At 67.9% G+C, this 25041-nt stretch carries 26 protein-coding genes and 1 tRNA gene; 11 read left to right on the forward strand and 16 right to left on the reverse strand.

Annotated features, from left to right (window positions below; translation table 11 throughout):
• Positions 1-22: 22 nt before the first annotated feature.
• The gene (locus tag IU450_RS02005) at positions 23-835 is read right to left on the reverse strand and encodes a class I SAM-dependent methyltransferase (protein WP_195148054.1); all 813 of its coding nucleotides are present in this window, start codon (positions 833-835) and stop codon (positions 23-25) included.
• A gap of 69 nt (positions 836-904) precedes the next feature.
• Between IU450_RS02005 and IU450_RS02010 the strand changes: the two genes are divergently transcribed.
• Entirely contained in the window at positions 905-1495 is a 591-nt protein-coding gene (locus IU450_RS02010; protein WP_195148055.1) for a TetR/AcrR family transcriptional regulator, read from the forward strand.
• A 25-nt stretch (positions 1496-1520) separates the two neighbouring features.
• On the opposite strand, the gene IU450_RS02015 is transcribed toward IU450_RS02010, so the two are convergent.
• The 3 genes from IU450_RS02015 to IU450_RS02025 all read right to left on the reverse strand — a co-directional run bounded on the left by IU450_RS02015 (position 1521) and on the right by IU450_RS02025 (position 4635).
• Positions 1521-2669 (reverse strand): acyl-CoA dehydrogenase family protein, encoded by a 1149-nt coding sequence (locus IU450_RS02015; protein WP_195148056.1) that lies wholly within the window; start codon positions 2667-2669, stop codon positions 1521-1523.
• Positions 2669-3898 (reverse strand): acyl-CoA dehydrogenase family protein, encoded by a 1230-nt coding sequence (locus tag IU450_RS02020; protein WP_195148057.1) that lies wholly within the window; start codon positions 3896-3898, stop codon positions 2669-2671. Before IU450_RS02020 ends, IU450_RS02015 begins: the two co-directional genes overlap by 1 nt.
• Before the next feature lie 200 nt (positions 3899-4098).
• Positions 4099-4635 (reverse strand): YdcF family protein, encoded by a 537-nt coding sequence (locus tag IU450_RS02025; protein ID WP_324197493.1) that lies wholly within the window; start codon positions 4633-4635, stop codon positions 4099-4101.
• A gap of 144 nt (positions 4636-4779) precedes the next feature.
• Here IU450_RS02025 and IU450_RS02030 point away from each other — a divergent pair, with 144 nt between their 5' ends.
• Positions 4780-6102 (forward strand): UDP-glucose dehydrogenase family protein, encoded by a 1323-nt coding sequence (locus tag IU450_RS02030; RefSeq protein WP_195148059.1) that lies wholly within the window; start codon positions 4780-4782, stop codon positions 6100-6102.
• Between the two features lie 195 nt (positions 6103-6297).
• Positions 6298-7560, forward strand: a complete 1263-nt coding sequence (locus tag IU450_RS02035; protein ID WP_195148060.1) for an Hsp70 family protein — start codon at positions 6298-6300, stop codon at positions 7558-7560.
• 43 nt (positions 7561-7603) lie between these two features.
• Here IU450_RS02035 and IU450_RS02040 read toward each other — a convergent pair whose 3' ends face one another.
• The 3 genes from IU450_RS02040 to IU450_RS02050 all read right to left on the reverse strand — a co-directional run bounded on the left by IU450_RS02040 (position 7604) and on the right by IU450_RS02050 (position 11639).
• Complete coding sequence (locus tag IU450_RS02040; RefSeq protein WP_195148061.1) at positions 7604-8881, reverse strand: YibE/F family protein; 1278 nt, start codon at positions 8879-8881, stop codon at positions 7604-7606.
• Between the two features lie 393 nt (positions 8882-9274).
• The gene (locus tag IU450_RS02045) at positions 9275-10528 is read right to left on the reverse strand and encodes a pyridoxal phosphate-dependent aminotransferase (RefSeq protein ID WP_195148062.1); all 1254 of its coding nucleotides are present in this window, start codon (positions 10526-10528) and stop codon (positions 9275-9277) included.
• Between the two features lie 100 nt (positions 10529-10628).
• Positions 10629-11639: an XRE family transcriptional regulator gene (locus IU450_RS02050; RefSeq protein ID WP_228833903.1), complete on the reverse strand. Its 1011-nt coding sequence runs from the start codon at positions 11637-11639 to the stop codon at positions 10629-10631.
• 90 nt (positions 11640-11729) lie between these two features.
• On the opposite strand from IU450_RS02050, the gene IU450_RS39455 reads away from it, so the two are divergent.
• Positions 11730-12008 (forward strand): hypothetical protein, encoded by a 279-nt coding sequence (locus IU450_RS39455; protein WP_228833904.1) that lies wholly within the window; start codon positions 11730-11732, stop codon positions 12006-12008.
• A 191-nt stretch (positions 12009-12199) separates the two neighbouring features.
• Positions 12200-12649, forward strand: coding sequence for a hypothetical protein (locus IU450_RS02055; protein ID WP_181723011.1), 450 nt, complete (start codon positions 12200-12202; stop codon positions 12647-12649).
• 80 nt (positions 12650-12729) lie between these two features.
• On the opposite strand, the gene dcd is transcribed toward IU450_RS02055, so the two are convergent.
• Positions 12730-13329: a dCTP deaminase gene (gene dcd, locus IU450_RS02060; protein ID WP_195148064.1), complete on the reverse strand. Its 600-nt coding sequence runs from the start codon at positions 13327-13329 to the stop codon at positions 12730-12732.
• A 112-nt stretch (positions 13330-13441) separates the two neighbouring features.
• On the opposite strand from dcd, the gene IU450_RS02065 reads away from it, so the two are divergent.
• The 3 genes from IU450_RS02065 to IU450_RS02075 all read left to right on the forward strand — a co-directional run bounded on the left by IU450_RS02065 (position 13442) and on the right by IU450_RS02075 (position 16572).
• Positions 13442-14215 (forward strand): SDR family NAD(P)-dependent oxidoreductase, encoded by a 774-nt coding sequence (locus IU450_RS02065; RefSeq protein WP_195148065.1) that lies wholly within the window; start codon positions 13442-13444, stop codon positions 14213-14215.
• 337 nt (positions 14216-14552) lie between these two features.
• Entirely contained in the window at positions 14553-15308 is a 756-nt protein-coding gene (locus tag IU450_RS02070) for a phosphatase PAP2 family protein (protein WP_195148066.1), read from the forward strand.
• Positions 15309-15576: 268 nt separating this feature from the next.
• Entirely contained in the window at positions 15577-16572 is a 996-nt protein-coding gene (locus tag IU450_RS02075) for an aldo/keto reductase (RefSeq protein WP_228833905.1), read from the forward strand.
• A gap of 113 nt (positions 16573-16685) precedes the next feature.
• Here IU450_RS02075 and IU450_RS02080 read toward each other — a convergent pair whose 3' ends face one another.
• The 3 genes from IU450_RS02080 to IU450_RS02090 form a co-directional block, all read right to left on the reverse strand.
• Positions 16686-17375, reverse strand: coding sequence for a hypothetical protein (locus IU450_RS02080; RefSeq protein ID WP_195148067.1), 690 nt, complete (start codon positions 17373-17375; stop codon positions 16686-16688).
• Between the two features lie 135 nt (positions 17376-17510).
• Positions 17511-17711, reverse strand: a complete 201-nt coding sequence (locus tag IU450_RS02085) for a hypothetical protein (RefSeq protein ID WP_195148068.1) — start codon at positions 17709-17711, stop codon at positions 17511-17513.
• Between the two features lie 333 nt (positions 17712-18044).
• On the reverse strand, positions 18045-18581 hold the full coding sequence (locus IU450_RS02090; protein WP_195148069.1) for a DNA-directed RNA polymerase subunit beta: 537 nt from the start codon (positions 18579-18581) through the stop codon (positions 18045-18047).
• 227 nt (positions 18582-18808) lie between these two features.
• Here IU450_RS02090 and IU450_RS02095 point away from each other — a divergent pair, with 227 nt between their 5' ends.
• The 3 genes from IU450_RS02095 to IU450_RS02105 all read left to right on the forward strand — a co-directional run bounded on the left by IU450_RS02095 (position 18809) and on the right by IU450_RS02105 (position 20071).
• A complete protein-coding gene (locus IU450_RS02095) occupies positions 18809-19693 on the forward strand; it encodes a helix-turn-helix domain-containing protein (RefSeq protein ID WP_195148070.1) in 885 nt (294 codons plus the stop codon).
• Complete coding sequence (locus IU450_RS02100) at positions 19690-19896, forward strand: DUF397 domain-containing protein (RefSeq protein WP_195097462.1); 207 nt, start codon at positions 19690-19692, stop codon at positions 19894-19896. The genes IU450_RS02095 and IU450_RS02100 overlap by 4 nt, the downstream gene beginning before the upstream one ends.
• Before the next feature lie 101 nt (positions 19897-19997).
• Positions 19998-20071, forward strand: a tRNA-Gly gene (locus IU450_RS02105).
• Between the two features lie 117 nt (positions 20072-20188).
• Here the strand turns inward: IU450_RS02105 and IU450_RS02110 are convergent.
• The 5 genes from IU450_RS02110 to sfnG form a co-directional block, all read right to left on the reverse strand.
• Positions 20189-21298 (reverse strand): methyltransferase, encoded by a 1110-nt coding sequence (locus IU450_RS02110; protein WP_195148071.1) that lies wholly within the window; start codon positions 21296-21298, stop codon positions 20189-20191.
• A gap of 290 nt (positions 21299-21588) precedes the next feature.
• Positions 21589-22104 carry a flavin reductase family protein gene (locus tag IU450_RS02115; RefSeq protein WP_195148072.1) on the reverse strand — a complete coding sequence of 172 codons (516 nt, stop codon included), beginning with the start codon at positions 22102-22104 and terminating at the stop codon, positions 21589-21591.
• Positions 22097-22612: an NADPH-dependent FMN reductase gene (locus IU450_RS02120; RefSeq protein WP_195148073.1), complete on the reverse strand. Its 516-nt coding sequence runs from the start codon at positions 22610-22612 to the stop codon at positions 22097-22099. Before IU450_RS02120 ends, IU450_RS02115 begins: the two co-directional genes overlap by 8 nt.
• Before the next feature lie 11 nt (positions 22613-22623).
• Positions 22624-23841 (reverse strand): SfnB family sulfur acquisition oxidoreductase, encoded by a 1218-nt coding sequence (locus IU450_RS02125; protein ID WP_195148074.1) that lies wholly within the window; start codon positions 23839-23841, stop codon positions 22624-22626.
• Positions 23841-24956, reverse strand: coding sequence for a dimethylsulfone monooxygenase SfnG (sfnG, locus tag IU450_RS02130; protein ID WP_195148075.1), 1116 nt, complete (start codon positions 24954-24956; stop codon positions 23841-23843). Before sfnG ends, IU450_RS02125 begins: the two co-directional genes overlap by 1 nt.
• Positions 24957-25041: the final 85 nt, after the last annotated feature.

A 25041-nucleotide genomic window follows, 5' to 3' on the forward strand; every position in this document is an offset into this window, starting at 1 on the left:
GCAGCGGTCGTTCCGCGGACGGTCAGCGTGTGCCGGTACGCGCCGCGGTGATCGCCACCGTCGTGTAAGGCAAGGTGAAACCGCCACCCATCGCGTCGATCGCCGCGCCGACACCGTCGAGCACTTGCGCCACATCGTCCTGCGGGAGGCGAGTGAGCGGGCCGTGCGTCGGAAGTTGATCGAGCCACTCGTCCCGGGTGTAGGTCCGCTCCCACTCGAAATTCGACTCGAGCGGGTCGTCGAATCGGCCTGCCTCCCGGATCCCGTCGGCGGTTCTGGCCAGTATCGGCCGGTAGCCGTCCAAGGCTCGGATGCTCGGCTGGATGGCGATCGGCGAGTTGGGCGCCACCCTCCGGTACACCGCGCCGTATGCTTCCGCGACCTCGGCCGGGAGGTGGAACACATGCCAGAACGCGGCCAGCAGACCCCCGGGGCGCAGCACCCGCGCCGCCTTCGCCGCCCCGGCGACCGGGTCCACCCAGTGCCAGGCTGTTCCCGCGACGACCGCATCGAAGACGCGGCCCGCGGCATCCCAGTCTTCGAAGGTCGCCACCTCGACCGCCAATCCCTGACGCCGTGCGAAATCGGCCATCCGCGGATCCGGTTCGACGCCCAGCACCGTGCAACCGGTTGCCCGGAACTGCCGAGCTTCGACACCCGTACCGCAACCGACGTCCAAGACCTCGGTCCCGGGGCAGGCGGAAACGATTTGGTCGATCATGGCTTCGGGGTAGCTGGGCCTGGCTCGGTCGTAGCGTTCGGAATCCACGCCGAACGACTCGGCGATCTGCCTCTGCCGGTGCGGCATTTCCTCGGGCGACGATATAGTGGGCATGCGCCCACCTTAAGTGGGCAGATGCCCACTATGCAACAGTGGGCTCGATCGAACGGAAAGGACGCCCGTATGCCGACAGGAGTGGCCATCCGCGACGTGCGCGAGCAGCTCTTCGAGGCCGCCGACCGGATACTGCTCCGAGATGGGGCGAGCGCGCTGACCAGCCGAGCGGTCACGACGGAGGCGGGCTGCGCCAAAGGCGTCCTGCACCGCCACTTCGCCGACTTCGACGACTTCCTCGCCGAGCTGGTGACCGCCCGGATCGCCGATGTGGAGCGCCGCGCAGCCGTGTTGCGGGAGACCGCCGGAAGCGGTGCGGTGGTCGACCACCTCACCGCCGCGCTGACGGATCTGTTCGGGCCGGTCACCACGGCTATCGTCAGCCTGATCACCTTCCGGGACGAATTGCGCGCGCGCCTGCGCCGCACGAGGCCGACCGGCATCCCCGTCCTGGCGGAAGCGACCGAGATGATCGCCGCCTACCTCACCGCCGAACGCGACCTCGGCCGGATCGCCGCCACCGCCGATATCGACGCACTCGCCCCGACGCTGATCGGGACCGCGCATCTGCTGTTCGCCGACCGGGAGTCCGGCCCGCCGGAGCGCGAAGCGGTCAGCAGCGCCGTGCGGGCGGTCGTCGCATCGGTCCTGTCCCGCTAGTGTGAGCCAGGACCGATGCCCCGCTTCACGGCCTGGTCAAGGCCGCGTACCGCGCGAGATGTTCGTCGGTCGAGCCGAATTCGTGCTCGACCACGGTGAGCCGCTTGAAGTAGTGGCCGATGGCCAGCTCCTCGGTCATGCCCATCGCGCCGTGCAGTTGCACGGCGTTCTGCCCGATGAACCGCGCCGCCCTGGCGACGGTGACCTTCGCCGCCGAGACGGCGCGCGCCCGCTCCTCGGCTGCGGCGCGCAGCGAATGGACGGCCAGATGCACCGCCGCGATGGCCTGTTCGAGTTCGATGTACATGTCGACCATGCGGTGCTGCAGTACCTGGAAGCTGCCGATCGGCTGACCGAACTGCTGGCGCTGCTTGGCGTAGTCGATGGTGTCGGCGAGCACTTTCCGCATGCAGCCGACCGCCTCGGCGCAGATCGCCGCGGTCGCCTCCGCGATGGTCGGCTCGATGACGGTCCAGCCGTCGGACTCCGTGCCGAGCAGCGCGTCGGCGGGCAGACGCAGGCCGGTGAACACGAGATCGGACGCGGTCCGGTCGTCGATGGTGCGGTAGGAATGCACTTCGACTCCGGCCGGGGGATCGCCCGCGTCGAAATCGACCCGGAACAGCGAGATGCCCGCCCTGTCCCGTCGTTCACCGGACGTCCGCGCGGTGATCAGCAGGTGGGTGGCCAGCGGGGCGCCGGTCACGACGGTCTTCGCGCCGTCGAGCACCCAGGCGTCGCCGTCGCGGCGGGCGGTGGTCGTCACGTCGTGCAGCGCGTGCCCGGAGGTCGGCTCCAGCGCGGCTAACGCGATGCGCGCGTCGCCGGAAACGATCCGCCGCAGCACGGCGTCGGCCTGTTCACCACCGGAACGCTCGAGCAATCCGGCGCCGATCACGACCGTGTCGACGAACGGCTCGACCACCAGCGCCCGGCCGAGTTCCTCGGCGATCACCATGAGCTCGACCGGACCGCCGCCGGTGCCGTCCACCCGCTCGGGCAGGGTCGCGCCGAGAATGCCCAGCTCGTCGGCGAAGCCGCGCCAGACGGCGGGCTGCCAGCCGGTCTCCGATTTCGCCGCGGCGCGGCTCTTCTCCAGGTCGTAGCGGGCGCCGAGGTATCCGGCGATCGCGGAGCGGAGCATTTCCTGCTCGTCGGTAAGCGTGAAGTCCATCAGAGCCCCAATGCTGCTTTGGCGAGGATGTTTCGCTGAATCTCGTTGCTGCCCGCGTAGATCGAGCCCGCTCGGTCGTTGAAGTACCGCAGCGGAGCGACGGCCTGCCAGTCCGCGCCACTGTGATAACCGTCGGCAGGCGGTGTGAACTGGGCGATCGGCCCGCCCGGCATCGTGACGTGCGGCTGATAGACGCGACCGCTCGGACCCGCGGCCTCGAGCGCCAGTTCGGTGAGCTTCTGGCTTAGTTCGGTCGCGAGAATCTTGAGCATGGACGACGCCGGTCCGGCGTTCTTGCCCTGCGCCATCGCGGAAATCGTGCGGAACTCCAGGATTTCCAGGACCTCGGTGCGAATCCGCAGGTCCGCCAGCTTCGCCGCGAACGTGCGGTCGTCGAGCAGCGGAGTGCCGTCCGGTCCCGGCTGCTGCGCCGCAGCGGTCGCGATGTCCTGGGCCATGACCTGTAGCCACGGGGCCGCCGCGCCGCCGCGCTCGTGCACCAGCAAATACTTCGCGACGGTCCACCCGTCATCGATCCGACCGAGCACGTTGGCCTTGGGCACCCGCACGTTGTCGAAGAAGACCTGGTTCTGCACCTGCTCGCCCGAGGTCATCACCAGCGGCCGGATCTCGATGCCCGGGGAGGTCATGTCGATCAGGAGGAACGTGATGCCCTGCTGTTTCTTGCCGGTGCGCGAGGTGCGCACGAGACAGAAGATCCAATTCGCCTCGGTGGCGTGGGTGGTCCAGATCTTGCTGCCGGTGCACACGAAGTCCTCGCCGTCGTCGACGGCGGCCATGGTGAGCGCGGCAAGGTCCGATCCGGCCTCCGGCTCGGAGTAGCCCTGGCAGAAGAAGACCTCGCCGGTGAGGATGCGCGGCAGATAGAACGCCTTCTGCTCCTCGGTGCCGAACGCGATGATCGCGGGCGCCACCATCTTGATGCCCATCGGCGACAGTGCGGGCGCGCCTGCCAGCGCCGATTCCCGCTGGAAGATGTAGTGCTGGGTCAGGCTCCAGTCGCATCCGCCGTGTTCCACCGGCCACGCGGGCGCCGCCCAGCCGCGCTCGTGCAGGATCTGCTGCCATTCCGTGCTCGCCTCGTGGTCGGGATACACGCTCGTCGCCAAGCGCCCGGCCCGCCGCAATTCCGGCGTCAGCTTCGCGGCGAGGAACTCACGCACCTCGTCCCGGAACGCCAGATCCCCCGCTGACCAGTCGTATTCCATCTGCCCTCCCAGAGGGTGTGCACCGTTGCTTCGATGGCGAACATCCCGCCACCACGAGACAGAATGTACGGCCGCTTCTCTCAGCGAGTCAAACTGACGTCATGCGCCCGCAGATCCTCGGCCTGCTGCGACCGGCGCTCCCGACAGCCGGACCCGCATCACGGACCCGGCTACCGGCCGGCACACGTCGAGCGGACCGCTCAGCAGTCCTCGAAGAAGGCTTTCGCGTAGCCCACGGATTGGTAGGCGTAGTCGTAGGCCCAGCGGGGGATGGAGAGGTTGGGTTCTGGGTCGGCGAAGAGGAGCTCTCCGTCCCAGCACTTGCGCAGGATGTAGCGGGCTCGGGAGATATGGGGAGTGAAGGTGACGACGATGACTCGGCGCCAATTGTGGGCGCGGGCGAGGCGGGCGAGTTCGCGGCCCTCGCCTCGGGTGGTGCGCGGGGACGGGTCGAAGCACAGGACCTCGAAGCTGTAGCCGCCGTGACAGATGCGGTTCAGCATGGGGCTGTTCTCATAGGGGTTGGAGAACACCACCAGAGGCGCGTACCCGTCGTGCGCCAGCCGCAGGCCCAGTTGTTCGCGTCCGTCGTGCGCCCCGCCCAGGACGAGAACGGCGTCCGCTGGCGCGGGCGGCTCGGTCCGCGGACGCACATAGACCGGCCACAGCGCGATCGTGGCGACGACGACCGCCAGACCGGCGCCGAGCGCGGTCAGAGCCCACCGATGACGTCGCACCACGCCGATGCTAGCCGGGCGCCACGAACATTCCGCCAGGTCAGCACGCCCGCTCCGGCTATGTCGCCGCATGTACATCTGCTGTTGCCCGGACCCTTGCCTCGCTGACGTGGCGTGGCCATCGGCGGGGCTTACCAATCGATCATGCGATGCACAGTCTTCGGAACCGGGTATCTCGGGGCCACGCACGCGGCGTGCATGGCCGAACTCGGGCACGACGTCATCGGGGTGGACGTGGACCCGGGCAAGGTCGCGAAGCTGTCCGACGGAGTGGTGCCGTTCTACGAACCGGGCCTCGAGGATGTGCTGCGTCGCAACCTCGATGCGGGCAGGTTGCGGTTCACCACCTCCTACGCCGAGGCGGCCGCACACGCGGACGTGCACTTCCTCGGTGTGGGCACTCCACAGAAGAAGGGCGAGTACGCCGCCGACCTGAAGTACGTGCACGCGGTGGTGGATACGCTCGCCCCGCTGCTGGAGCGTCCCTCGGTGATCATCGGCAAGTCGACGGTTCCGGTGGGCACGGCGGCCGCGCTCGGAACCCGAGCTCGCGCGCTCAGTTCCACCGATGTCGAGGTGGCCTGGAATCCGGAGTTCCTCCGGGAAGGCTTCGCGGTCAAGGACACCTTGCGGCCGGACCGGCTGGTCCTCGGGGTCGACCGCGAGCGCGCGGCCGCCGGATGGGTCGAGGATCTGGTGCGCGAGATCTACGCCGATCTCATCGCCGCCGAGGTCCCGTTCCTGCTGACCGACCTGGCCACAGCCGAATTGGTGAAAGTCTCCGCCAATGCTTTTCTGGCGACCAAGATTTCGTTCATCAACGCGGTGTCGGAGGTGTGCGAGGCCACCGGCGCCGACGTGACCATGCTGGCCGACGCCCTCGGCTACGACGCCCGGATCGGCCGCCGATTCCTGAACGCGGGACTGGGTTTCGGCGGCGGATGTCTGCCCAAGGACATCCGCGCTTTCATGGCCCGCTCCGGCGAACTCGGCGCCGACCACGCCGTCGCCTTCCTGCGCGAGGTGGACAACATCAATATGCGCCGCCGGGCGAAGGTGGTGGACATGGCCGCGCGCGCCTGCGGAGGCTCGCTGCTCGGGGCCAACGTCGCGGTGCTCGGCGCGGCGTTCAAACCGGAATCCGACGACGTCCGCGACTCCCCCGCCTTGAATGTGGCAGGCATGATCCAGCTGCACGGGGCAGTGGTGACCGTGTACGACCCCAAGGCGCTGGAGAATTCGCGCCGGGTGTTCCCCACCCTGAACTACGCGACCTCGGTCGCCGAGGCGTGTGAGCGCGCCGACGTGGTGCTCGTCCTCACCGAGTGGGACGAATTCACCGCCCTGCGCCCCCAAGACCTGGACCGCGTGGTGCGCGCCCGCTCGATCATCGACGGCCGGAACTGTCTCAATCGTGCCACTTGGAGAGCAGCCGGATGGGTGTACGCGGGACTCGGCACACCGTAGAGTTGCGGAGCGAGGCGGGCTACTGCCAGACAGACGACCAGTCCGCCTTAAGCACAGCTGATCGCCGACGGTAGGGTCCGTCCAGCGGGTCTCCGCCGACGGAGGGCGCAGGCTCGCATGTCGTGAAGTGTGAAACGAGATGGGCAGCTGATGAGTTCGGTACTGGGAGTTTCGGTGGGGGCCGGCGCTGTCCGTATGGCGCGACCACACGCCGGTAACCCCCACGGGCATGTCTCCCCGCATTCCTTCGATCTGCAGGCCATTCCTATCGTCGACCAGAGTGTGGAAGAAGTGGCTGCCGAAGCCATCGGAGTCACCCTGGAAGCCACGCCGGGGATCGGCGCCACCGCGATCGCGTACCGCAGTGAGCAGCACGCTCGCGCCATTCGCGCGGCCTTGGCCCGCCAGCAGGTGACCAATTACGAACTCGTACCCGAAGTCGCGGCCGCACTCGAGTTCGCGCAGGCCACGGGCGATATCCGGGGTATCTCGTCGCTGGTCGTCTATGACCTCGGCAGCTCGGGCCTGACGGTGAGCGTGGTCGACACGCAGACTCGTGAAGTACGGCACAGTGAGCGCACCAGCGACATCAGCGGTGACTATCTCGATTCGTTGATTCGTGAGCAGCAGATCGCGTCGGGGCGGATCGCCCACCCCCCGAACGCCGCGGGCCTGGCCGCCCTGGACGCGTTGTGCCGGGAAGCCAAGGAACAGCTGACCACCAACACCGCGGTGGCGCTGCCCAGCGAGCAGGGGTTGGTCCTGCTGGCGCAGGAGAACTTCGAATCGCTCATCATGCTGGCGATCGAGTCGTCGGCGCGGATGGCGCGTGACGTGATCGTGCGCTCGGACCGCCCGGTGCACGGCGTGCTCGCCATCGGCGGCTGCGCCCGGATCCCGTTGGTGGCCAAGGTGCTCGAACGCTGGATGGGCGTGCCGGTGGTCGTGCCGGACAGCCCCGAAACCGTGATGGCGCGCGGCGCCGCCCTGTTGGCCAGACCGGTCCGTAAAGAGGCCCCGGCCGCGAGCGCCGCGATGGACGACGATCTGTCGCCCGCATGGTTGTCGGCGCCCGCGCAAAGCGGCAAACGTGAGATCAGCGGCGCCGTGCTGACGGTCAGCGCGCTGGCCGTGGTCGCCGCGATCGGGCTCGGCCTCGGCTACGGACCGCAGGTGCTGGAACGAGATTCGCACACCAGCGAGGGCTCGCCGTCGTTATCGCCGACCACCACGCCGCGCACGACCAGCCTGGATCCGCAGATCGCGGTCGCGCCCGGCACGACGGAGTCGCCCGCGCACGAGTCGGTCGCCGCGCCGCCGCCGAACCGGCGGCAGACCACCAGCGAGACGCCGCCGCCCCCCGGCCCGAACACCATTGTGGTGCCCGGCCTCCCGCCGATCGTGGTTCCCACGATCCCGCCGGAAGTCTTCCCCTTCCCCCCGCCGCCGCCACGCTGAAGCCCGAGATGCCCAGGGGCGTCTCCCAGCGTCACGACCGAACTCAGACCCTGGCGTGCCGGGCGCGGCGCGGAGGCGGGGGCGGACTCGATTCCTTGGCCTTGAACGGGCGGGCCAGCAGCACCGCGATGCCGGTGGTCAACGGCACCGACAGGGCCAGCGCGATGCCGCCGACCGCCGAGCGCGTGATCTCGATGGCCACCGCGTCGCCGGTCAGCACGTCGCGGATGGACCGTCCCGCCACGCTGAACAGCAGCAACAGCGGCAGCGCCCCACCGGCGTAGGCGAGCACCAGGGTGTAGACGGTGCTGGCGATGTGGTCGCGCCCGACGCGCATGGCGGCGGCGAAGACTTCGCGCCGCGAGGCCGACTCGTCGAGGGCGGCCAGTTCGAACGCGGCCGACGCCTGGGTGATCGTGACGTCGTTGAGCACGCCGAGCGAACCGATGATGAACCCGGCCAGCAACAGGCCGGTGATGCTGACGTGCTCGATATAGGTGGCGACGTTCGTGTTCTGTTCCTCGGAGAGCCCGGTGAGGCTCGTCATCTCGATCGTGAGCCAGGACAGCACGGCGGCGAGCAGCATCGAGGTCAGCGTGCCGAGCAACGCCGAACTGGTGCGCAGATTCACCCCGTGCGCCAGGTACAGCACCGCGTACAGGATCAGGGAGCCCGCGACCAACGCGACCGGGATCGCGGGTTTGCCGTCCAGCAAGGCGGGCAGCAGGAACAGCACCAGGACCGCGAAGGCGAACACCAGGCCAAGCAGCGCGCGGACGCCACGCCAGCGCGCCACCGCGATGATCACCACCACGAAGGCCACGACGATCAGCGTGAGCGGCAGCCCGCGCGAGTAGTCCTCGAACGAGTACATCGGCGTTCCGCTGGGATCGGTCTGGCGCACCAGCCGCAGCTCATCGCCCGCCTGCAGGTCGGGTTGTCCTGGGCCGGGGGCGATTTCCAGCAGAGTGTGGTTGCCCTTGTGCGGACCGGACTCGATCGCGATCACGCTGCGCTGACAGGTGTAGGCATTGGAGCGCGGCGGTTCGGGCTTGTCGACGAACACTTTGCCGAGCGACGCACTGCCGCACGGCCCGATGTCCTGCAGAATCACGGTGCCGGCCTCGGTCTGCACCGCGCCGCCGCCCGCGTTCTGCATCGGCAGCGGGATATCGACGTGCTGCTTGCTCGGCCACAGCGCGATCGCCGCGATGACGACGGCGACCCCGATCACGGTGAGTAGCCCGATGACCACGCGCGCCGCGGTCGCGCCGATCGCGATCGGTCCCGAGTGATCGTGGTGATGATGGTGGTCGCTCACCGCGCTCCTACCTGTCTGATGTGTTTCCGCCCGGAGCGAGCCTAAAGGATTTCATTTTCAAGACCCGCGCGGCGGCTACCGAACACAGCGGATACACGGTCAGAGCGATCCGATCGCAAAAGAAACGGGATTTGGAGGGGGCGGCGGAGAGCAGGGGGATGTCTCCGCCGCCCGCAGGGCAGGCGGCCCAGGGGGGTAGGCGGCCTAACCCAAGGCCGGATGTGCCCAGGGGGGGTAGGCAATCCGGCCGGGCACTCAAAGTGCCGAGGACCACTGTACACAAAAGTACTTCTTTTGCGCTAGTTAGTCGCCAAACCCGACAGATATCCGTACGCCGAGTTTGTTTCCGGGCCGGAAGCGGGGCGATTATATGGCCCGCAGGTTACCTTCCCACTACTGGCGATAGCTGGCGAGGAAGTTGCCGAAGCGTTCGATGGCGACCGCGAGATCCCGCGCCCAGGGCAGGGTGACGATCCGGAGATGGTCGTGATTCGGCCAGTTGAAGCCGGTGCCCTGCACCATCAGAATCTTCTCTTGCAGCAGTAGATCCAGGATCAGCTTCGAGTCGTCGTGGATCTCGTACACGTTCGGATCCAGCTTCGGGAACGCGTACAGCGCGCCCTTCGGCTTCACACACGTCACTCCGGGGATCATGTTCAACCGCTCCCAGGCGACGTCGCGCTGTTCGAGCAACCTGCCGCCGGGCAGGATCAGATCCTCGATGCTCTGATGACCGCCGAGGGCGACCTGAATCGCGTGCTGCGCGGGCACATTCGGACACAACCGCGACGAGGCGAGCAGGTCGATGCCCTCGAGGAAACCGGCCGCGTGTTCCTTGGGGCCGGTGATCGCCAGCCAGCCAGAGCGGTAGCCCGCGACGCGGTAGGCCTTGGACAGTCCGTTGAAGGTCAGGCACAGCAGGTCGGGCGCCACGGTGGCCAGCGAGATGTGCTTGGCGTCGTCGTAGAGGATCTTGTCGTAGATCTCGTCGGCGAGCAGCAGCAGCTGATGTTTGCGCGCCAGGTCGGCGAGTTGCTGAAGCACTTCGGCCGAGTACACCGCGCCGGTGGGGTTGTTCGGGTTGATCACCAGCAACGCTTTGGTCTTGTCGGTGATCTTCGATTCGATGTCGGCGATATCGGGCTGCCAGCCGTTGGCCTCGTCACACAGGTAGTGCACGGGAGTACCGCCCGCCAGGCTGGTCATGGCGGTCCACAGCGGGTAGTCCGGCGCCGGGATCAGCACCTCGTCCCCGTTGTCCAGCAGGGCCTGCATGGTGATGGTGATCAGCTCGGAGACGCCGTTGCCGAGGTAGACGCCGTCCACGTCGAGCTCGGGGAAGCCAGGAACGAGTTCGTAGCGGGTGACGATCGCGCGCCGCGCCGAGAGGATGCCCTTGGACTCGGAGTAGCCCTGGGCGTACGGGAGCGCCGCGATGATGTCGCGCATGATCACGTCCGGCGCCTCGAACCCGAACGGCGCGGGATTGCCGATATTCAACTTGAGGATGCGGTGGCCCTCGGCTTCCAGCCGTGCCGCGTGCGCGTGTACCGGTCCACGGATCTCGTAGACGACGTTCTGCAACTTCGTGGACTGCTCCAGAACACGCGGGGGGCGGTGCGGATGATGAGGACTCACCCGTCCCATGGTGCCATCCGTCGCAACCGGATAAATCGCGTGTCCGAGCTCGTCACCGAGGCTCGTGCCCACTACGGCGGCTGCGGCGTCGCCAGGTGTGACGCGTCACTCAACCAGCCGAGCCGCCCGGTGGGATGCTCTTGGCCGCGGTGGCGCCGCAGAACTCCTCGATTCGCTCGTCCAGCCGGCGGGCCTCGATCGAGTCACGGAAGGCCGGGGCCGCGATCCGCCTGCGGACACCGGTCAGCCGTTCCTCGAGCTGCGCGATGCGCTTGTCCTCGTCGAGGCCGAGCACCGGCTGCAGCGCCTCGGCCGCGCCGTCGAGGCTGCCGTTGATCAGGTGGGCGGCCGCGCAGTCGACCCTGGCCAAGGCTTCCGCGCCGTAGGAGCGCTGGGCGGACGGCCCGTTCGAATACAGCTCGATGGCCCGCTGCGTGGCGCTGAGCGCGGGCTCGGCCTGACCGAGATGGATGTAGGTGGCGCCCGCGTAGTAGTTGGCCTTGGCGTCGTTGAACCCGAAGACGCCGCCCACCTCGTCGTGCAGGGCGTCGGTGGCGGCGATCTCGCGGGCGTCGTCGGCCGCCCGGACGCAGCGGTCGGTGTCCGCGGCGCTGCCCAGCGCGGACCAGATCCGCGCCTCGATATTGAGCAGTCGCAGGTGCGCGGTCGCGGACTCGGCGAACTCCTGCCCGCTCTGGGCGAGCTGGACCGCGCGGCGCGGGCGCTGCGACCAGTACTCGATCAGCGCGTGCATGCCACGCGTCCAGGCGCGAAGCCCGTTGTGCCCGCACAACTCCGCGTAGGCCCACGCGGCCCGGATCTGCTCACCCGCCGCGTCGTAGTGGCCGAGATCGGTGCTGGCGTTGGCGAGCAGGCCCGAGAGCGTGCCCGCCAGGAGATACAGATGACTGGTGTCGGTGGGCCGCTGATGGCCTTCCAGCAGCCGGTACACCCTGCGGCGCACCCGCACCATCTCCACCATCATCGGGACCGGCGGAATGTGCACGTAGTCGTTCGCGATGCGGGTGACATCCGCGTCGAGCTGTTCCAACGTGCTGGCACCGACATTGGTGCTCTCGGCCTTGCCGGCGTGCTCGCTGGCCTCGTGGGCAGCCGCCATGATCAGATCCCTCTCCGAAATCGCTGCTAACGCAACACCTCTCATCGCACCGGCGTCTATGAGAGCCAAAAGGTCCGCGTCGCTCGAATAATGAACGCGCTCCGGGGCGTCGGCACGCGCATCGAATTCCGGCGGGACGGCTCGATCGACCAAGGGCTGATCGATCAATGCCGCGAACCGTGCCCGCACCACATCGTCGGACCTGGCCAGCGAGGTATCCAGAGCGGCTTGGTTGATCGGTCGTGGATGGACCCGGACGCCCCCGGCTTCCCACTTCGAGACCAAGCGTTCGTGCACGCCCAAATGGGCGGCGAATTCCCTGATGCTCATCCGCTTGGCATCGCGAAGGGCGCGGGCCTCTTTGCCTGACCAATGCCTGACCACGGTGCCATCCCTTCCGAACGAACCCCTTCCAGAGTACGAGCGGTTTGTGAGCGCGGCCACAAGTGAAATGCGTTTTCTATCAAAGGCAGCGGAAGGGCAGCGCAAGGCGGGTAGGCGGGCGATGCCGAATCCGGCGGCGGGCCGAGACCATTGAATCGGAAGGCAAGGAGTTCGCCGTGAATGTCGAAAAACTCAGGACCGTGGACGATTGGGTGGCGTTCTATCGGCACGAGTTCGGGTTGCCGGTCACCGAGCGTGGCGGTTTCGCCATGCTGCCGATCACCGGACGCGTCTGCGTCGTCCACCTGCCGACCGTGCGGGCCGAGAAGGTCCGCGCCGCATTGGAACAACAGGGAACGAGGGGTCCCATGTTGGCCAGGCAGATCCGATGGAGTTTCCTCGCCGAGCCCGACAGCCGACCGGGGCCACAGGTGCTCGAGGTGCTCAATCGGCTGGATATCGGCCTGCCCGCCGTCGGCAGCGCCGTGATGTTGCCGACCGGCCTCGGCCGCTGGACCCGGGAAGGGTGCTTCTGGGTCAGCCCGCCGAACCGCGGTGACACGCTTCCGCCGCTGTCCGTCATCCTCACTACGGCGCTTGCGGTGGGAGCGGGCGGCGGGGACTGATCACCTCCGCGATCAGTTCCCGCTGCCGCCCGCCGGGTCCGCCTCTCCCCCACAGTCGACGAGGCGGACCCGGTTCAGGCTCAGCGTGATTCGGCGGCGTCGATCGCCACGGCCGGAATCGGGAAGTTGAGGTAGGACCGCGACGGGGTCGGTCCGCGCTGGCCCTGGTACTTCGAGCCCGCCACGGCACTGCCGTACGGATGCTCGGCCGGGCTGGTCAGCCTGAGCAGGCACAACTGGCCGATCTTCATACCCGGCCACAGCGTGATCGGCAGATTGGCCACGTTGGACAGCTCCAGCGTGATGTGCCCGCTGAAACCGGGATCGATGAAACCCGCGGTCGAGTGGGTCAGTAGGCCCAGTCGGCCCAGGCTGGACTTGCCCTCCAACCGTCCGGCCAGGTCGTCCGGCAGCGTGCACACCTCGAGGGTGGAGCCGAGCACGAACTCGCCGGGGTGCAGCACGAACGGCTCGCCCTCGGTCGGCTCGACCAGGCTGGTGAGTTCGTCCTGCCGCTGCGCGGGATCGATGTGGGTATAGCGGGTGTTGTTGAACACCCGGAACATCCGGTCCAGGCGCACGTCGATGCTCGACGGCTGGATCAGGTTCTCCAGCAGCGGCTCGACGCCGAGACGCCCAGCGGCGATCTCCGCACGGATGTCACGATCGGAAAGCAGCACGCGACGAGCGTAGCGCCTGCTCGGCGCGGCTCCTCAGGCGCACAGTGATAAATAGAGAGCGATATCCTCGCATTCATTCGGGCGACGTCGCCCGCCACCGAAGGGACCGACCATGACCGAGGGCTCGCTGTTCGACTTGACCGGCCACGTCGCCGTCGTCACCGGAGGAAATTCCGGCATCGGTCTCGGGTTCGCCCGCGGGCTCGCGCGGGCCGGGGCCGATCTGTGCATCGTCGGCCGCAACGCCGAACGCAACCAGGCCGCCGCCGCCGAATTGAGCGCGTTCGGCGGCCGCGTGCTCGCGCTGAGCTGCGACGTGGGCGAGGAACAGCAGGTGATCGACACCTTCGGCCGCGCGGCCGCCGAACTCGGCCGCATCGACTCCTGCTTCGTGAATGCCGGTGTCCCGCAGGGGTTCATCCCCTTCGTGGAGACCGATCTCGCGGAATTCCGCCGGGTTACCTCGATCAACCTCGACGCCGCGTTCGTGACCCTGCGCGAAGCGGCGAAGGTGCTGCTCGCGCAGGGCGAGGGCGGCAGCCTGGTCGCCACCGCGAGCCTCGCCGCCCGGCAGGGCGTTCCGCGCGGCCAATCCTATGCCGCGAGCAAGGCGGGGTTGATCGCCATGGTCAACTCGATCGCGGTGGAGCTGGCCAAGCACGGCATCCGCGCGAACTCGGTGCTGCCCGGGTGGGTCGAGACGCCGATGACCGAGGGGGCCTTCGCCTGGGACCGTTTTCGCGAACGCGTCCACCCGAGGATTCCGGTCCGCCGCTGGGGCCAGCCGAGCGATTTCGAATCCGTCGCCGTCTACCTCGCCAGCCCTGCCAGCGCCTATCACACAGGCGATACCCTCCTGATCGACGGCGGTTACAGCATGTTCTGACGTCTCCGCGCTGGTCACCGTGACGCGCGCGGACGGCCCGCGCCCGCACCGCGATGTCCGCCGCGAACGAAGTGTCATCCGGCCGCAGCGTCGTCGTCTGTCCCGCCGTGCCGTCGCCCCACCATGCGCGGCATCAGCCCACCATGCGCGCGGCATCAGCCCACCATGCGCGCGGCATCAGCGCACCATGCGCGCCGTCGCCCACCGTGCGCATCATCGCCCCACCGTGCGCGGCATCGCGCCAGCGGATCGCTGCGGCCGGTTCGGCGCCGGGGGCACCTCGCGGAGGTGGGAAGCGACGGGGGTCCACTCGTGGCCTTCGACATGGGAACGTGGAATGGTGACCTCCCTACGCATCCGGAACATCGTCGGGGTGCTCACCGCGTTGCTGGTGGTGTGCGCCGCAGTTCTCACGGCAGGCGTGGTCGGTGACGGCGGTCCCGGCAGGATCGATCGCGGCATTGCCGATTGGGCCATCGCACAGCGCAACGATGCGCTGACACCGATCGCCGTGGTGGTCAGCGTGCTGGGCGGCACGCTCGCCATGACGGCCCTGGCCACCGCGGCCTGCCTCGTGCTGTCCTGGCGGAGGCGCTGGACCTCGGCGGCGCTCGTCGCGATCACCGGGCTCGGCGGCGGGCTACTGGTCCGCGGCGGCAAACGGCTGACCGACCGCGACCGCCCGCCCGTCGAGGACCACCTGATCAGCGTGTCCAACCAGGCCTATCCCTCCGGACACGGCATGGGCTCGTTCGTCGTGGTCGGCATCGTCTTGGTGGTCGCGCTCCCCAGCATGCACGGTCCCCTGCTGCGCGCCTGGGCCACGATCGCCGCCGCGGTGTTCGTCGTCGCGGTCGGCCTGTCGCGCGTCTACCTCGGCGTCCACTGGACCACCGACGTCCTCGGCGCCTGGTGCTTCGGCGCGCTGTGGCTCATCCTCTGCCTGACCGTGTATCGCTATTTCGTACCCGCCGGTGGGCCGGTGGGCGGTCACGGCCGGCGAGATTCCACCGACGGAAGCAGTCAGGACACGACACCGGACGCGTCCGCGCCTGGTGACGCCGAAACGCCATCCGAGTACCGGCGGGCGTAGTTCGCGGAATCGACCCGGTCGTTCACACACGACGTGGTGCCGACTCACGGGCAGGCGGACCGGGTCCGGGTACCCGCCGGCGTCCGGCTGCCCGCCGAGGTCGAAGGCTTACGTCCAGCACCGGCGCGAGCCTGCTGAACGGGGCACGAGCACCGAGTTGCAAGGCGCGGACTTCCCCGGCCCGGGCGATCTGGACGCAGCTCACCGGCGTCGATACCAGCCTTGTCACGGCCTGCCTACCGCCCCGAATGCGATGCAGACTGCTCGCATGATGCGATACCGACTGTTCGGCCGAACCGGTCTGCGTGTGTCCGAACTCGTGCTCGGCACCATGGCGATCAGCGACGTCGACGAGTACCGGCGGATTCTGAACGTCTTCTCCGATGCTGGAGGCAACTTCATCGACACCGCCTCGGCCTACGGTGCGAGCGAGGAAATGCTCGGCACGGTGCTCGACCGCCGCGACCGATTCGTCATCGGCACCAAGTACACGCTGACCCGCGACGGGAGCGACCCGAATGCCTCGGGCAATCACCGCAAGAACCTGATGAAATCGCTCGAACAGAGTTTGCGACGACTGCGCACCGACTACATCGACGTGTACTGGGTGCACGTATGGGACCGGCACACCCCGATCGAGGAGACGGTCCGCGCGCTCGACGAGGTGATACGCACAGGCAAGGTGCTCTATATCGGCATCTCCGACGCCCCCGCATGGGTTGTGGCCCAGGCCAACACACTCGCCCGGTGCCGGGACCAGACACCGTTCGCCGGCTTGCAGGTGCCCTACAACCTGCTGCAACGCGACATCGAACGCGAACTGCTACCGATGGCCGAAGCGTTCGGGATGAGCGTGACCACTTGGGCGCCGCTGGCTCGGGGAGCGCTCTCCGGGGCAACGGGTCGACGCGCCGACCCCGCCCATTTCACCGATCGGGAACGCGCCGCGGCCGCAGCAGTCGACACCGTCGCGGCCGAACTCGGTGTGCCCCCGGCCCATGTGGCGCTCGCCTGGACCCGGCATCGGTCACCCGCCGTCCTGCCGCTCGTCGGCGTCAGCACCGCGGCCCAGCTCGAGCAGAATCTCGGCGCCGTCGACCTCACGTTATCCGATGAGGCGGCGGCCGTTCTCGAGGCGGCAGTCCCCTTCGAACTCGGTTTCCCCGGCGACTTCATCTCCGAATGCGACCGGTCACCCCATGTCTACGGCGACACGGTGCGGCGTGTCGATACCGACCACCGGCGCAGCGGGATACCGCGCTGACCGCCGGCACCCGGAGCCGCCCAGGGGGCGTCGGCCGTCGGCGCTCCCCATGTCTCACCCGGCATACGGCTCGGGCCGTCCCTCGGCGTCCTGTTCGATGCGGACGACTTCGATCACCCGGAACCCAGGTCTGCCCGCGCCTGCTCAGCGATCTCATCGATGCTGGTCTGGCTCACGTACTTCTCGATCGCCGCGAGGCCGACAGCCGCGACCCGACGCCATTCGTCATCGTCTGTGAGTACGCCCGGCCGTTGATCGAGGTGTTTTCTGACAACCATCAGGGAGGAGTCGGCGGGTTCGAACATCAGTGCGCTCAGCTCGCGGTCCCGGCGGGCGAGGGTGGGACCCATCTCGCTCCCCACGATCCGCACGGCAGCTTCGGCACGCATGTGCGCTCGCAGTGGTTCCTGAAGATTGCTCAGCTCCCCGGCGACGGTGGCGTGGTTGGGCGGGCGGGCCTCCAACGCGGCACGAATCCGACCCAGTTGGGCGGCGACGTCCATAAAAGACGCGACATAAGCGACATATACTTCGCGGCGATCCTTACGCACGGCCTGCGCAGCCGTGAAGCGCTCCTGTCGGTTCATCTCCGTGCTGCTCACATGGGTGGATGCCCACGCTGATACCCCAGCCGATATCACCGCCGCAGCCACTGCGGTGACCAGCGCGTATCGGCCGTTCCGTGTCGCGATTCGCAGACTGTGCTGGAGTTCTGCCAAGTCGAACGAGGACGCCGGCGCCGAAGGTCCGGCCGGCCCGGCAGCCTGTTGAAGCCTCTTCGGCGTAGAGGTCTCGTCGTCCATGAGCCCAAATTACGTGGCACGAGGTCTTCGAAGGGGTAGACGCGCAGATAGCCGAGGAGGCGCCACGCTACCGGGGAGGCAGGCTCGTGAGCGGTCGACGCCGTGGGTGCAGACCCTCGCCGACGCGGACCGGCTCTATCGTGGCGTCTCGGCTCTTTCCTCTAGAAAACGCGCGATTCCGGCCTCCGCGATCTCTTTCGCGCGCCCGATGTCGTCGGTTGTCTCGGAATACGAGCGGATCAACCGACCTGTGTCGTCGCCCAGCGTGACCCGCAACGTGCCATCGGCGTGGATGACCCGGATGACGGCACGCCCGCCATCGAATGGCTTGGTCAACCAGTGGTCCATTGCGGGGCCGCTCAGCCGCCAACCGTCGGTGGCATCGACACCGCGAATCCGGGACCACCCGGAATGCTCCATGTCAGCCCGCCATCGCGGTCGACGTATGCGAAGTGCGGGGATGCTCGCCGCCCGCCCTCGGCCGAGCGGGTGCGCCCACTGCTCCCCGCGCACGCTCGGCGACGGTCGCACTGGATGCATACGGACGCAGGCACCGTACGCAGCAGGAATCCGAGGCGTTCCGGGTGATCGGGTGAACCAGCAGCCTCGTCCCGCCGAAGTAGCACGCCATTGTCCAGACGGCGGCGGCGGCTGCCGCGACAGTGGCCATCACTGATCACCCCCGGTCGAGTAGTCATCGGGCATGGACGCTCGGGGCCGCCGCCTGCCGTGTACCTGATCAGCCCAAGCGCGCACCGCAGCGATCACCACCTGCCCCGAGGGACGAAATGGGTTGCGTGGAGGAACTATCCAGTGGCGGATCGCTCCAGCTGACGCCGTGGGCGATGGGAGCGCGATGCTCGCCCCGGTCCGTGCGACGTTGACATCCAGACGGAACATCTCGGCGAACAACTTCACGTCGCCCAGCTCGATGTCGGGGCGAATCAGGAAGGTCCACCTTCCGGACCGTGGGTGCCCCACTATCGGCCCGCCCCCGTTCCCGCGACTGTGCAAGTGAGCCTTCACCGCCTGACCGAGCCGCGGCGGCATCGTGACTCCCCACACGCTGCCCGCGCGAAGGATGATCCGGCCCAACTCGGGCGGATCGATGACGACGGGTAGATCGCAGGTCCGCCGGTAGTACTGACAACGGGACAGTGGGGTGTCCCCGAACGCTCCTTCGTCCATCAGTAGACCTCTGCTCACGTCGAAGACGGTGGGGTGCGCCGAGCCTCGGTGGACTAGCTGGAACGTGGAACCGAGGCGAGAAGTGGGGCGATCAGAACTGCCTCCCCACCGGCACAGAACTAGGAGACCACCGCGCAGATGCCGCAGGCATATCAGTTTGAAATTTTCAGGATTCCTTCATGAATCCCCAGTTCAACTCTCAATGCCGTGGCTAATATCTTTCAAACTGAAAGTCAGGAGAAACGATGAGTGGAGAAGGCACGCCCCCACCCCCGTCGCTGCCGAGGCGACGGTTCGGCAATCACATCCGCGACGCCCGGCACGCAGCGAACCTCAAGCAGCCGGATGTGGCCAAAGCGATGCGATGGAGCGTTCCGACTCAATCTCGGATCGAGCGTGGCTATCTCGGCACGTTGAACGACCGAGACGTGCGGGACCTGTGTGCCGTCCTCGGTATCGAGGACGAGGAGGAAGTCGCGGCGCTGATCGGCATGCTCGAAGAGGCGACTGCGCAACCCAAGAAGTGGTGGCAGCAGCAGTACGGCGAGGTCATGCAAGAGCGGTTCGACGTTTACGTGGGACTCGAGTACGAAGCTCGCGCGATCGACATCTACCGCTCCGAACTGGTACCCGGCTTGTTCCAGACCGCCGACTACGCACGGGTGCTGAACCACTTGTTCTTCCCACATGAATCTGAGGAACAACAAGCGCGCCGGATCGAGCTGAAGCTGAAGCGACAGGCGAGTCTGACCCGGAAGACCAAGCCCCTAGAAGCGACGATGGTTCTGGACGAAGCGATTTTGCGGAGGATCGTCGGAAGCGCGCGGATCATGGGGCCGCAACTGCGCCACCTCGCCGACATGAGTACGCGAGACAACATCACCATCCGGGTGCTGCCGTTCAGTGCTGGATATCCCACGGGAACCGCAACAGGCGCGTTCTCGATACTTTCGTTCGAAGTCGACGCGTCTGTGGTGTACGTCGAGTCCTTCACAAGCAACATGTACCTTGAGGATGAGACGGACGTCGCGACGTACCAGACCGCGTCTACGATCATCCGCCGCTCCGCATTGGATGCGGCAGCGAGCAGGAGTCTGCTGCGGCAGATGGCTAAGGAGTTTGCAAGGTGAGCGCCGATCTACCGGGGGCACGGTGGTTCAAAAGCAGCCACAGCGGCGGGCATGGCGATTGCGTTGAGGTCGCATTCCTGGACGGGGACAGGGTTGGTGTCCGAGACTCCAAAGACTCGGCCAGCGTGGCGCTCGTATTCACTCCCAGCGAGTGGGACGCTTTCACCGCGGGCGTCGCGGCGGGAGAATTCGACCGGCGCTAGCCGCCCCACACGCCCATCCATCCTGGTCACCAGCATCTAGCTGGACTTTTCCCACCCCGCGCGCGGCTCTGCTACAGTCTCGGTTGGCACATCTGCCTCTCGCCGATGTAGTTCAATGGTAGAACTTCTGCTTCCCAAGCAGACAGCGCGGGTTCGATTCCCGTCATCGGCTCCACGAGAAAGGCCCTGGACCGGCACCCGCCGATCCAGGGCCTTTCTCCTATTCCGGCCCCTAGTCACGAGTGGCACAGGGCGGAGCGAATCGCGAGAAGACCTCTCCGTCATGGGCCACTCAACGAGGTACCAGGCGGTAGAGGGAGGTTGTTTCCGCGGCGCGGGCGGTGGCGAAGGGGGAGTTCGGGTCGTTGGCTCGGGTGTGGGTGGGGCGGGTGTCGAGTTGGGCGGTGATGTGGAGACCTGCGGTGGTGATGCGGTCGAATAGTTCGCTTCGGGTGCGCAGGCCGAGGCGTTCCGGGAGGTCGGAGAGGATCAGCCAGCCTTCGCCGCCGGGCCGCAGGTGGGCGCGGAGGCCGGAGAGGAAGTCGTGCAGCATGGACGAGTTCTCGTCGTAGACACCGCTTTCCAGTGCCGAGGTCGGCGTGCCGGGGAGCCAGGGTGGATTGCAGACTATGAGGTCGGCCTCGCCGTCCGGGAAGAGAGCCGGGCCGTGCACGTCGACGGACGACAGGCCCAGTCGATCGAGATTGGCGCGGGCGCAGGTCAGTGCGCGAAGGCTGTTGTCCGTGGCGGTGATTCGACTGCATCCGCGGCGGGCCAGCAGGGCGGCGAGCACACCGGTGCCGGTGCCGAGATCGAAGGCGATATCGGCTCGTCCGGGTAGTGGCGCGGCGGCGACGAGGTCGACGTACTCGCCGCGGACCGGGGAGAACACGCCGTAGTGCGCATGAATGCGGTCATCGAGCGCGGGCACGTACACGCCCTTCTCCCGCCACTGCGCCGCACCTAGCACACCGAGCAGGCCGGTTAGCGGGATCACCGTGCTCCCCTGCGGCGCGCCATACGCCTCGGTGCACGCGCGCCGCACGTCAGGAGCGCGACGCAACGCCAGCGAGTGGTCGTCCTCGAGCAGGACGAGCAGCTTGCCGAGCACGTGCGCCCGACGACGCCGCGACGCCCGATAGCGCCGGAACGCTTCGGCCGGGTCGTCGTCCAGCGGACCCTGCCGCTCTACCCGACGCCCCATCGCACGCAATAGTTGCCGCGCATTGTGGAAGTCACCGCGCCACAGCAGGCCGGTCCCTGCGCGCGCCAACCGGCAAGCCGCGTCGGCGGTCGTCGCGTCGTTCACCACCACGATCGAATCAGGCGCCGACGCGCCGTTTTCGGAATGCCAGCGGGCGGTTCGGGATGTGTGGTCTTCGGTCCAGGAAACGGTGGACACCGCGTACTCCTCGTGATCGAACGTGCATGGGCACGACGAGCACTTCGCCGCGGAATCGCGAAAAACTGTGCGGTTATCGCACAGGGGTCAGTCGAGTTGTCTGCCTACGCCCGCGTCGAAGTGCGCGGGAAGTCACCGAGGACCATGCCGAGCGTCATGACCGGACCTTTCCGTGAGAGACCCTCCGAGTCTCCCACAACCCTGATCGACGCCGAATTCCGGTCCACGGCGATGACCGGTGCACGGCCGTGTGGATCGGCGGTCTCGAAACCGTGCACGCGTCCGCTACCTCAGGCCGCCCCGTTGGCCGGTTCGGCGTGCAACCGGCGGAAGCGGCTGCCCTGGAAGACCAGGGGGTCGACGTCGGCGCGGGTGGCGATGCGGTGGACGCGCAGGATGACGACGGCGTGGTCGCCCGCCGGGACGTGGGCTTCCTGAACGCCCTCGATCCAGGCGGACGCGCCGTCGATGAACACGGCGTCGCCCGAGCCGCGGTGCAGCTGGATATCGCGGAAACGGTCGCCGTCGCGGGTGCCGAGGGAGCGGGCGGCGGCCTGCTGGTCGGTGCCGAGCAGGCTCAGGCCGAGGTGGCTCGCGGCGGCGAGCTTCGGCCACGTGGCCGAGGAGTTCTGCACGCAGAAGGAGACCAGGGGCGGGTCGAGCGAGACGGGAACGAACGTGCTCACCGCCAGACCGTGCGGGGTTCCGTCGATTTCGGCGCACACCGCGACGACGCCGCTGGGGAAATTCGCGAACGCGCGACGCAGACCGGCTCCGTCGGCGGGAAATTCGAACAGGTCATGCATGATTCGCAGCCTTCGAGCTGTGGGCCAGTGCCTGGGCGACCGAACGCCACCGACCACTGTACCGGTCGATGACGCCGTCCTCGGCGAAAGTGCGATCGGACAGGTAGAGCCCGGGCAGCGCGGCGGTGGCCCCGATTTCGACGAGCACGGGCTTCAGCAACAGGTCGGGCGCCAGGGCATGCGCAGGTCCGGCGCCGAGCATGACCGGCACCGCGAGCACGCCCTCGAGCCCCGTTCCGCCTTCGAACTGTTCGAGGAACAGCTTCAGCAAACCGGTGTAGGTCGCCTTGAAGGTGGGGCTGGCGAAGACCACGAGTTCCGACCCGGCCACGGTTCGCACCGCCTCGGCCACGGCCGGGTCACCCCAGCTGAGCAGACCCGGACCGAACTCGACCAAGTCGATCACGGCGGGCTCCGCCTCCGGCCGCAGTCCCCGCGCGACCAGCGTGGCGGCGGTCAAGGTACGCGAGGCCGGTTTCGGATTTCCGACGACGACAGTGACCGTCATTTCGTCTCCTTTCAGATCACACCGTGCAGCGGCGGCGCGGCGTCGTGCAGCAGAGCCCGGCCGATGTGCTGGTACTTCCAGCGCACCGGGTCGTGCAGCGTGTGCGTGCGCGCGTTGCGCCAGAAGTGGTGCAGGTTCAGATCCGCGGCGACGCTGCGTGTTCCGCCGACCTCGAACAGCGCGGCGGACACGTCGTTGGCGGCGCGGTCGGCCAGCACCTTGGCGGTCGCCACGGCCAGTGACGCCTGGGCGACGCTGTCGACGCTCGGATCGACCCTGGTAGCCGCGTCCACCGCCCATCCGGCCGACGAGAGAGTCGCCTCCGCGGCGGTGACCGCGACCGACAACTCACCGAACCGCTGGATCAGCAGCGGGTCGTCCACCGCGTTCGCCACCCCCGCCTCGAACCAGGGACGACTTTTCGTGCGCACGAACTCCGTGGCCGCGCTGAGCGCGCCGCGGGCGATGCCGGTGTCGATGGCGGCGTGCAGAAGCTGCGCGAACGCGCCGTAGCCGGTCGGTGCGCGCACCGCGCCGGAGCGGGGAATCACCTGGTCGTGGTCGACCAGCACCTCCTCGAAAGACACCGTTCCGCTGCCGGTGGTGCGCTGCCCCAGCCCGTTCCAGTCGTCCACCACGCGCACGCCGGGCGTGTTCGCGGGCAGATAGGCGATGTACTCCCCGGGCTCGAGGCCACTGTGGCCCTCCGGATCGTCGAGCCGGGTGAGCACCGCGAACAGGTCGGCGAACAGCGATCCGGTGCAGTAGTACTTCACGCCGTCCACGCGGAATCGCTCGCCGACCGGTCGCAACGTGGTGGAGATGTCGGCGACGGTCGCGCCGCCGCGCTCGGACTGCGCGTTGGCGATGCGCCCACCGTCGAGCACCCGCCCGAAGTATCGCCCGCGCTGCCGCGCCGTACCCGCGAGCCGGAGCAGGTTCACATAGACGAAGTGGCTGTGCGGAATCTGCGCGATGTTGGGGTCGGCCGTGGCGAGGATTCGCGTCACTTCCGCGACCGCGCTCGGCGGCAGATCCGCGCCACCGTAGGCCGCGGGCACGGTGATCGCGAGCAGACCGCTGGCCGCCAGCCGATCGACCTCCGCGTACGGCAGCGCACGATCCCGGTCGCGCTGCGCGGCCCCCGGCGCGAACTCCGCCGCGAGCCGCTGCGCCACCGCGAACGCCTGTGCCGCCGAGAGGATGCGATCGGCGGCGACCGCGGTCATCAGTTCACCGCCGCGACAGGCCGCTGCGCGGCTTCCAGCTCACGCACCAGCGGGAGCACCTTCGCGCCGAAGTACTCGATCTCCTCCTGGAAGTGCAGGAAGCCGCCGAGGATCAGATCGACGCCGAGCTGCTTGTAGGCGACGATCCGCTCGGCCACCTGCTCCGGCGTGCCGATCAGCTGGGTGCGGAAACCGTCGTTGTACTGCACCAGGTCTTCGAACGTGGAGTCGGCCCACATGCCCTTGCGGTCCTTGGTGGACGCGCCCGCCTGCTGCACCGCGTCGCGGAAGCCCTCGACCGCGGGCTTGTTCGCCTTCTCGATGATCTCGCGCAGGGTGTCGCGGGCTTCGGTCTCGGTGTCGCGGGCGATGATGAAGCCGTTGAGCCCGAATTTCACTTCGCGGTCGTGGGCGCGGGCGATGCCGCGCAGGTCTTCGAGCTGCTCGGTGACACCGTCGAAGTCCTTGCCGTTGGAGAAGTACCAGTCGGCGTAGCGCCCACCGTTGCGCCGGGCGGCGGTCGAGTTGCCGCCCTGGAAGAGTTCGGGATTCGGGCGCTCGGGTGTGTTCAGCGGCTTCGGCTTCAGGGTGAAGTCCCGGATGCGGTAGAAGTCGCCGCCGTAGTTCACGTTGTCCTCGGTCCAGATCTTGCGGATCACCTCGAGGAATTCCGCGCTGCGCCGGTAGCGCTCGTCGTGCTCGAGCCACGGCTCCCCGAGTGCGGTGAATTCACCGGCGAACCAGCCGGAGACGACGTTGATGGCGAACCGGCCACCGGACAGGTGGTCGGCGGTGGCGCCGAACTTGGCCAGCACGGCCGGGTGCCACAGCCCGGGATGCACGGCCGCGATGACCTTCAGCCGTTCGGTGGCGCCGAGCAGCGCGAGGCTGAACGAGGTCGATTCGTGCTGGTACTCCGCGCCGTAGGAGGCGGTGTAGCGCACCTGGGAGAGCGCGTAGTCGAAGCCGTTGTTCTCCGCGGTCTGCGCGAGCTTCTTATTGTACTCGAAATCCCAGCTGGTGCGCTGCTCGATTTCGCTGGTGACCAGTCCCCCGCTGACGTTGGGCACCCAGTAGGCGAACCGGATCTGCTCGGCGATCTGCTCCGTGGTCATAGCTGCTCCATGGTTTTTCGGGGGTAGCCGTCGGATCGGAGGCCGGACGCCACGCATGCGTCCGGCGCTCCTTCCACTCCAGCAC

The organism is Nocardia abscessus (genome assembly GCF_015477775.1).
Classification (GTDB): Bacteria; Actinomycetota; Actinomycetes; order Mycobacteriales; family Mycobacteriaceae; genus Nocardia; species Nocardia abscessus_A.

Coding starts and splice junctions, on each gene's coding strand:
- IU450_RS02120 (WP_195148073.1), bottom strand. CDS start 22,612: ATGACGGTCACTGTCGTCGTCGGAAATCCGAAACCGGCCTCGCGTACC.
- IU450_RS02125 (WP_195148074.1), bottom strand. CDS start 23,841: ATGACCGCGGTCGCCGCCGATCGCATCCTCTCGGCGGCACAGGCGTTC.
- IU450_RS02070 (WP_195148066.1), top strand. CDS start 14,553: ATGGTGACCTCCCTACGCATCCGGAACATCGTCGGGGTGCTCACCGCG.
- IU450_RS02115 (WP_195148072.1), bottom strand. CDS start 22,104: ATGCATGACCTGTTCGAATTTCCCGCCGACGGAGCCGGTCTGCGTCGC.
- IU450_RS39455 (WP_228833904.1), top strand. CDS start 11,730: ATGAACGCGCTCCGGGGCGTCGGCACGCGCATCGAATTCCGGCGGGAC.
- IU450_RS02030 (WP_195148059.1), top strand. CDS start 4,780: ATGCGATGCACAGTCTTCGGAACCGGGTATCTCGGGGCCACGCACGCG.
- IU450_RS02065 (WP_195148065.1), top strand. CDS start 13,442: ATGACCGAGGGCTCGCTGTTCGACTTGACCGGCCACGTCGCCGTCGTC.
- IU450_RS02015 (WP_195148056.1), bottom strand. CDS start 2,669: ATGGACTTCACGCTTACCGACGAGCAGGAAATGCTCCGCTCCGCGATC.
- IU450_RS02050 (WP_228833903.1), bottom strand. CDS start 11,639: ATGGCGGCTGCCCACGAGGCCAGCGAGCACGCCGGCAAGGCCGAGAGC.
- IU450_RS02035 (WP_195148060.1), top strand. CDS start 6,298: ATGGCGCGACCACACGCCGGTAACCCCCACGGGCATGTCTCCCCGCAT.
- IU450_RS02075 (WP_228833905.1), top strand. CDS start 15,577: ATGATGCGATACCGACTGTTCGGCCGAACCGGTCTGCGTGTGTCCGAA.
- sfnG (WP_195148075.1), bottom strand. CDS start 24,956: ATGACCACGGAGCAGATCGCCGAGCAGATCCGGTTCGCCTACTGGGTG.
- IU450_RS02045 (WP_195148062.1), bottom strand. CDS start 10,528: ATGGGACGGGTGAGTCCTCATCATCCGCACCGCCCCCCGCGTGTTCTG.
- IU450_RS02005 (WP_195148054.1), bottom strand. CDS start 835: ATGCCCACTATATCGTCGCCCGAGGAAATGCCGCACCGGCAGAGGCAG.
- IU450_RS02080 (WP_195148067.1), bottom strand. CDS start 17,375: ATGGACGACGAGACCTCTACGCCGAAGAGGCTTCAACAGGCTGCCGGG.
- IU450_RS02020 (WP_195148057.1), bottom strand. CDS start 3,898: ATGGAATACGACTGGTCAGCGGGGGATCTGGCGTTCCGGGACGAGGTG.
- IU450_RS02010 (WP_195148055.1), top strand. CDS start 905: ATGCCGACAGGAGTGGCCATCCGCGACGTGCGCGAGCAGCTCTTCGAG.
- IU450_RS02095 (WP_195148070.1), top strand. CDS start 18,809: ATGAGTGGAGAAGGCACGCCCCCACCCCCGTCGCTGCCGAGGCGACGG.